The sequence below is a fragment of the Vibrio sp. 10N.222.48.A3 genome (assembly GCF_041475345.1).
Taxonomy (GTDB): domain Bacteria; phylum Pseudomonadota; class Gammaproteobacteria; order Enterobacterales; family Vibrionaceae; genus Vibrio; species Vibrio tasmaniensis_A.
The window spans coordinates 1-4557 of record NZ_JBFRVX010000135.1; the positions used below are offsets into that span (position 1 = coordinate 1).

Sequence of the window (4557 nt, forward strand, 5' to 3'; positions counted from 1 at the left end):
TCGGTGGTCACTCAGGTGTAACGATCCTTCCTCTGCTTTCTCAAGTTGAAGGTGTTGAGTTTACTGACGAAGAAATCGCAGCGCTAACAACTCGCATCCAAAACGCGGGTACTGAAGTAGTAGAAGCTAAAGCGGGTGGCGGTAGTGCGACCCTATCTATGGGTCAAGCGGCTTGTCGCTTCGGTCTTGCTCTAGTGAAAGCACTTCAAGGCGAAGAGAACGTGATTGAGTGTGCCTACGTTGAAGGTGAAGGCGAGCACGCACCATTCTTCGCACAACCAGTTAAACTTGGCAAAGAAGGCGCTGAAGCGATTCTTAGCTACGGTGAACTGAGCGACTTCGAACGCAATGCACTAGACAGCATGCTAGAAACGCTAAATGGCGATATTGAGATTGGTGTTGAATTCGCTAAATAAGCGATAGATAACTGAACTCTGCTAAAAACGACAGTTAACGAAAGCCGATCATTGCGATCGGCTTTTTTGATCCTTGTATTCAATCCACTCGTAATCTTTTTATAACCACGAAGAATTAGGGTATTGAACGATGACTAGAGTACAAAAAGGGATGAATGTTAACTATCTAGGTCGCTTGGGCAAGATATTGGTTATCGATGAGCAAGAGCAGTTCGCGTTGTTTGAGTCTTACAATAGTCATAAGCAATATGCAGTTCCGTTGGAAGAACTTGAAGAGATCGAAGCGCAACTACCTCTATCGTTAGAATCGAGTCGTTATTGAGACCCAGAGTATTATCTAGCAGGATCAAAAAAAGAGCCAACAGGCTCTTTTTTATTATATAGCTGTCTATTTACTACTTAGCTTCTATTTACTTGCTACGTTTTACTGCAAGGTGAGCTAGCGTAGTTAAAGCCTGCTTGTATTCTGACTCAGGAAGAATAGAAAGCTCAGCAATAGCTTTATCAGCTTCTTCATAGGCTTTATTGGTCGTGTACTCTAACGAGCCAGTCTCTTTCATGACAGACATAATGTCGTCGAGACGTTCCATACCATTAGCTTTTTCAATCGCTTCACGAATCATGCTTGCTTGGTCTGGGGAACCATTGCGCATTGCGTAAAGCAACGGTAACGTCGGTTTGCCTTCTGCTAGGTCATCACCAACATTTTTACCCATCTCTTTACCATCAGCGGTGTAGTCCATCACATCATCAATAAGCTGGAATGCTGTTCCTAGGTACTTACCGTAGTTTTGCATCGCCGTTTCGATCTCAGGTGTAGACTCTGTAAGAATTGCGCCGATTTGGGTTGCGGCTTCAAACAAACGAGCGGTCTTTGAATAGATCACCTGCATATAGCTTTCTTCTGTGGTGTCTGGGTTGTTACAGTTCATCAATTGTTGAACTTCACCCTCGGCAATCACATTTACTGATTCGCTCATTAGCTCAAGGATCCTTAAAGATCCAAGCGTCGTCATCATCTGGAATGAGCGGGTGTAAATAAAATCACCAACCAAAACGCTAGCTGCATTACCAAAAGCCGCATTCGCTGTAGCTTTGCCACGTCGCATGTCTGATTCGTCGACAACATCGTCATGAAGCAGTGTTGCTGTGTGGATAAACTCAATAAAAGCGGCTGAGGTGATGTGAGCTTCACCTTGGTAACCAAGTGCACGAGCTGATAAAAGAGCAAGCAAAGGGCGTAGGCGTTTGCCACCACCGCTAACGATATAAAAACCAAGCTGGTTGATTAAACTTACGTCAGAATTAAGTTGGGCTTGAATTGTTTCATTCACTTTTGCCATATCATTGGCAGTAAGCGTTTGGATAGCTTTAAAATCCATTGTTCATCCGGCTGAAGTTAGACCCTGTAAGGCTTATACGTTGTATTTAATTGTTGAATAATACACTAAAAAACGTTGATTAATACATCACTTAAAGGCATCATTGCCGCACTTTTCTTTGGCGAACATGTTTTCGCCAATATTTTAAAAATATGGCTTGTCATAGCGGCATGATTCCCGTAGAATCTGCGCCCTATTGATTAGTTTAGCGCACACCCGAGTTGTAGAATTAACAACCATAGGCTGTGCGGAAAAAGCGGAGTAAAATATGTACGCTGTTTTCCAATCTGGTGGCAAACAACACCGAGTAAGCGAAGGTCAAACACTTCGTTTAGAGAAATTAGACGTTGAAACTGGTGCAACTGTAGAATTTGATAAAGTTCTTCTTGTTGCTAACGGCGAAGAAATCGCTGTTGGTGCACCTCTTGTTGAAGGTGGCAAGGTTACTGCAGAAGTAGTACAACACGGTCGTGGCGATAAAGTAAAAATCGTTAAGTTCCGTCGTCGTAAGCACTCGCGTAAGCAAGCTGGTCACCGTCAGTGGTTCACAGAAGTGAAAATCACTGGCATTAACGCTTAAGTATTAGGAGAGTTTAACAATGGCACATAAAAAAGCTGGCGGTTCTACTAATAACGGCCGCGATTCAGAAAGCAAACGTCTTGGTGTTAAGCGTTTTGGTGGTGAATCTGTTCTTGCAGGTAACATCATCGTTCGTCAACGTGGTACTAAGTTCCACGCTGGCACAAACGTTGGCATCGGTAAAGACCATACTCTTTTCGCTCTTACTGAAGGTAAAGTGAAATTTGCAGTAAAAGGTCCTAAAAACCGTAAGTTTGTAAGCATCGAAGCTGAGTAATTTAATCTTTTATTAGATTATTTATACTAGCTTTCAAGCTGAATTCAAAAGCCCTGCCGATTCGGCAGGGTTTTTTATTTATAGCGAGAATAAAAAAGTAGACGCTCTGGCTTTAGTTTGAGAAGCAATTTGGTGTTTGATAAGCAGTTTAGTTTTGAGAAGCCGTTTGTTTTTTAAGAAACAGAAAGCAAAGAACCTCTCCTTATTTGTTCCTTGGTTGCAGATCGATCTAGATCTTAGGTGATCGATCTAAACACGGATCTGCTAGAATTTATATCACTCCTTGATGAGTGGTAACGCAACGTAAGTGCGGAGTTAAAAAATGAAATTCGTTGATGAAGCATCAGTAAAAATAGAAGCCGGTGATGGCGGTAATGGTACAGTAAGCTTTTGGCGCGAAAAATTCGTCGCTAAAGGTGGTCCTGACGGCGGTGATGGCGGTGATGGCGGTGATGTTTACATCCAAGCGGATGAGAACTTAAACACACTGATCGATTACCGTTTCCAACGTTTTTACAATGCAGAGCGTGGCGAAAATGGCCGCGGTGGTAACTGTACGGGTAAACGTGGTAAAGATATGACCATGAAAGTACCTGTAGGTACTCGTGCTGTTGATATCCACACTAATGAAATCGTTGCTGAAGTTGCTGAACATGGCAAAAAAGTAATGGTTGGTAAAGGTGGTTGGCACGGTCTTGGTAACACGCGTTTTAAGTCGTCGGTTAACCGTGCTCCTCGTCAAAAGACAATGGGTACTAAAGGTGAAGTTCGCGAACTGCGTTTAGAGCTTCTTCTATTAGCGGATGTTGGTATGCTTGGCTTGCCAAACGCTGGTAAATCTACTTTTATTCGCTCAGTATCTGCTGCGAAACCAAAAGTGGCTGATTACCCGTTTACCACGCTAATCCCTAGCTTAGGTGTGGTAAGTGTTGTCCCTGAGAAGAGTTTCGTCGTTGCCGATATCCCTGGCTTGATCGAAGGCGCAGCTGATGGCGCTGGTCTTGGTATTCGTTTCTTGAAGCACCTTGAGCGTTGTCGCGTTCTTCTGCATATGATCGATATTTTGCCGATCGATGGTTCTGATCCTATTCAGAATGCACTGACGATCATCGATGAGCTTGAGCAATACAGTGAGAAAGTTGCACAGAAACCTCGTTGGTTAGTGTTCAATAAAGTTGACCTAATGCCTGAAGAAGAAGCTGACGAAAAGATTCAAGAAATCGTCGAAGCTTTAGGTTGGGAAGGCGAGTACTTCAAGATCTCTGCTGTAAACAAGATCGGTACCAAAGATCTTTGCTTTAAACTGGGTGAGTTCATGGAGAACCTACCTCGTGAAGTTGAAGCAATTGAAGAAGAAGAAAAAGTTAACTTTATGTGGGATGACTACCATAAAGATGCGATGGCCGGTAAGAATGTCGTGACTGAAGATGACGACGACTGGGATGATTGGGATGACGAAGAAGATGACGGTCATGTTATCTATGTTCGTGATTAATAATCCTCGTAGTTTCTTATAAGCACTTTGGTCGCTTTTTCTAAGATACGCTGATAGTTTTATTAAACCGCAATGAAAATTGCGGTTTTTTTGTATCTAAATCATGACGTCTTGCTGTTTTTTATGCAAAATTTATCTTTAGATAATTAACGCCTATGGGAAGGAAATCATGGCATCAAAGCAAAGAGCGATCTCAAGGTTAGTCGCTCAATCAGGACAAATGTTATTAGCTCATGGCGCCGAGAGCACACTGGTCGGTGACATTATGCGCCGTATCGGTATTGCTTGTGGGGTGAATGAAGTTGAAGTTGCACTATCAGCCAATGCGTTGGTTGTGACAACGGTAATGGATGATCATTGCATAACGACGACTCGAAGTTGTGCTGATCGTGGCATTAATATGCAGG

6 protein-coding genes and 1 pseudogene are annotated in these 4557 nt (G+C 43.0%); 6 read left to right on the forward strand and 1 reads right to left on the reverse strand.

The genetic code is table 11. The features are described from left to right. Both AB4653_RS05065 and AB4653_RS05070 read left to right on the forward strand, forming a co-directional pair. Positions 1-416, forward strand: a pseudogene (locus AB4653_RS05065) (malate dehydrogenase); the annotation flags it as partial. Between the two features lie 130 nt (positions 417-546). Continuing rightward, positions 547-738, forward strand: a complete 192-nt coding sequence (locus tag AB4653_RS05070; protein ID WP_009847833.1) for a hypothetical protein — start codon at positions 547-549, stop codon at positions 736-738. An 88-nt stretch (positions 739-826) separates the two neighbouring features. Here the strand turns inward: AB4653_RS05070 and ispB are convergent, their stop codons facing one another. Further along, positions 827-1798 (reverse strand): octaprenyl diphosphate synthase, encoded by a 972-nt coding sequence (gene ispB, locus AB4653_RS05075; protein ID WP_009847832.1) that lies wholly within the window; start codon positions 1796-1798, stop codon positions 827-829. Between the two features lie 268 nt (positions 1799-2066). Here ispB and rplU point away from each other — a divergent pair, with 268 nt between their 5' ends. The 4 genes from rplU to AB4653_RS05095 form a co-directional block, all read left to right on the forward strand. After that, positions 2067-2378, forward strand: a complete 312-nt coding sequence (gene rplU, locus AB4653_RS05080; protein WP_004740823.1) for a 50S ribosomal protein L21 — start codon at positions 2067-2069, stop codon at positions 2376-2378. Positions 2379-2397: 19 nt separating this feature from the next. Then, positions 2398-2655 carry a 50S ribosomal protein L27 gene (rpmA, locus tag AB4653_RS05085; RefSeq protein ID WP_004735905.1) on the forward strand — a complete coding sequence of 86 codons (258 nt, stop codon included), beginning with the start codon at positions 2398-2400 and terminating at the stop codon, positions 2653-2655. A gap of 322 nt (positions 2656-2977) precedes the next feature. Next, positions 2978-4150: an Obg family GTPase CgtA gene (gene cgtA, locus AB4653_RS05090; RefSeq protein ID WP_009847831.1), complete on the forward strand. Its 1173-nt coding sequence runs from the start codon at positions 2978-2980 to the stop codon at positions 4148-4150. A gap of 169 nt (positions 4151-4319) precedes the next feature. Then, on the forward strand, positions 4320-4557 hold a 238-nt coding region (locus tag AB4653_RS05095; RefSeq protein WP_372103478.1), incomplete at its 3' end, for a threonine/serine exporter family protein.

Bases quoted from the DNA above. Each gene is read 5' to 3' on its own strand.
- AB4653_RS05070 (WP_009847833.1), top strand. From the start codon at position 547: ATGACTAGAGTACAAAAAGGGATGAATGTTAACTATCTAGGTCGCTTG.
- ispB (WP_009847832.1), bottom strand. From the start codon at position 1,798: ATGGATTTTAAAGCTATCCAAACGCTTACTGCCAATGATATGGCAAAA.
- rpmA (WP_004735905.1), top strand. From the start codon at position 2,398: ATGGCACATAAAAAAGCTGGCGGTTCTACTAATAACGGCCGCGATTCA.
- cgtA (WP_009847831.1), top strand. From the start codon at position 2,978: ATGAAATTCGTTGATGAAGCATCAGTAAAAATAGAAGCCGGTGATGGC.
- rplU (WP_004740823.1), top strand. From the start codon at position 2,067: ATGTACGCTGTTTTCCAATCTGGTGGCAAACAACACCGAGTAAGCGAA.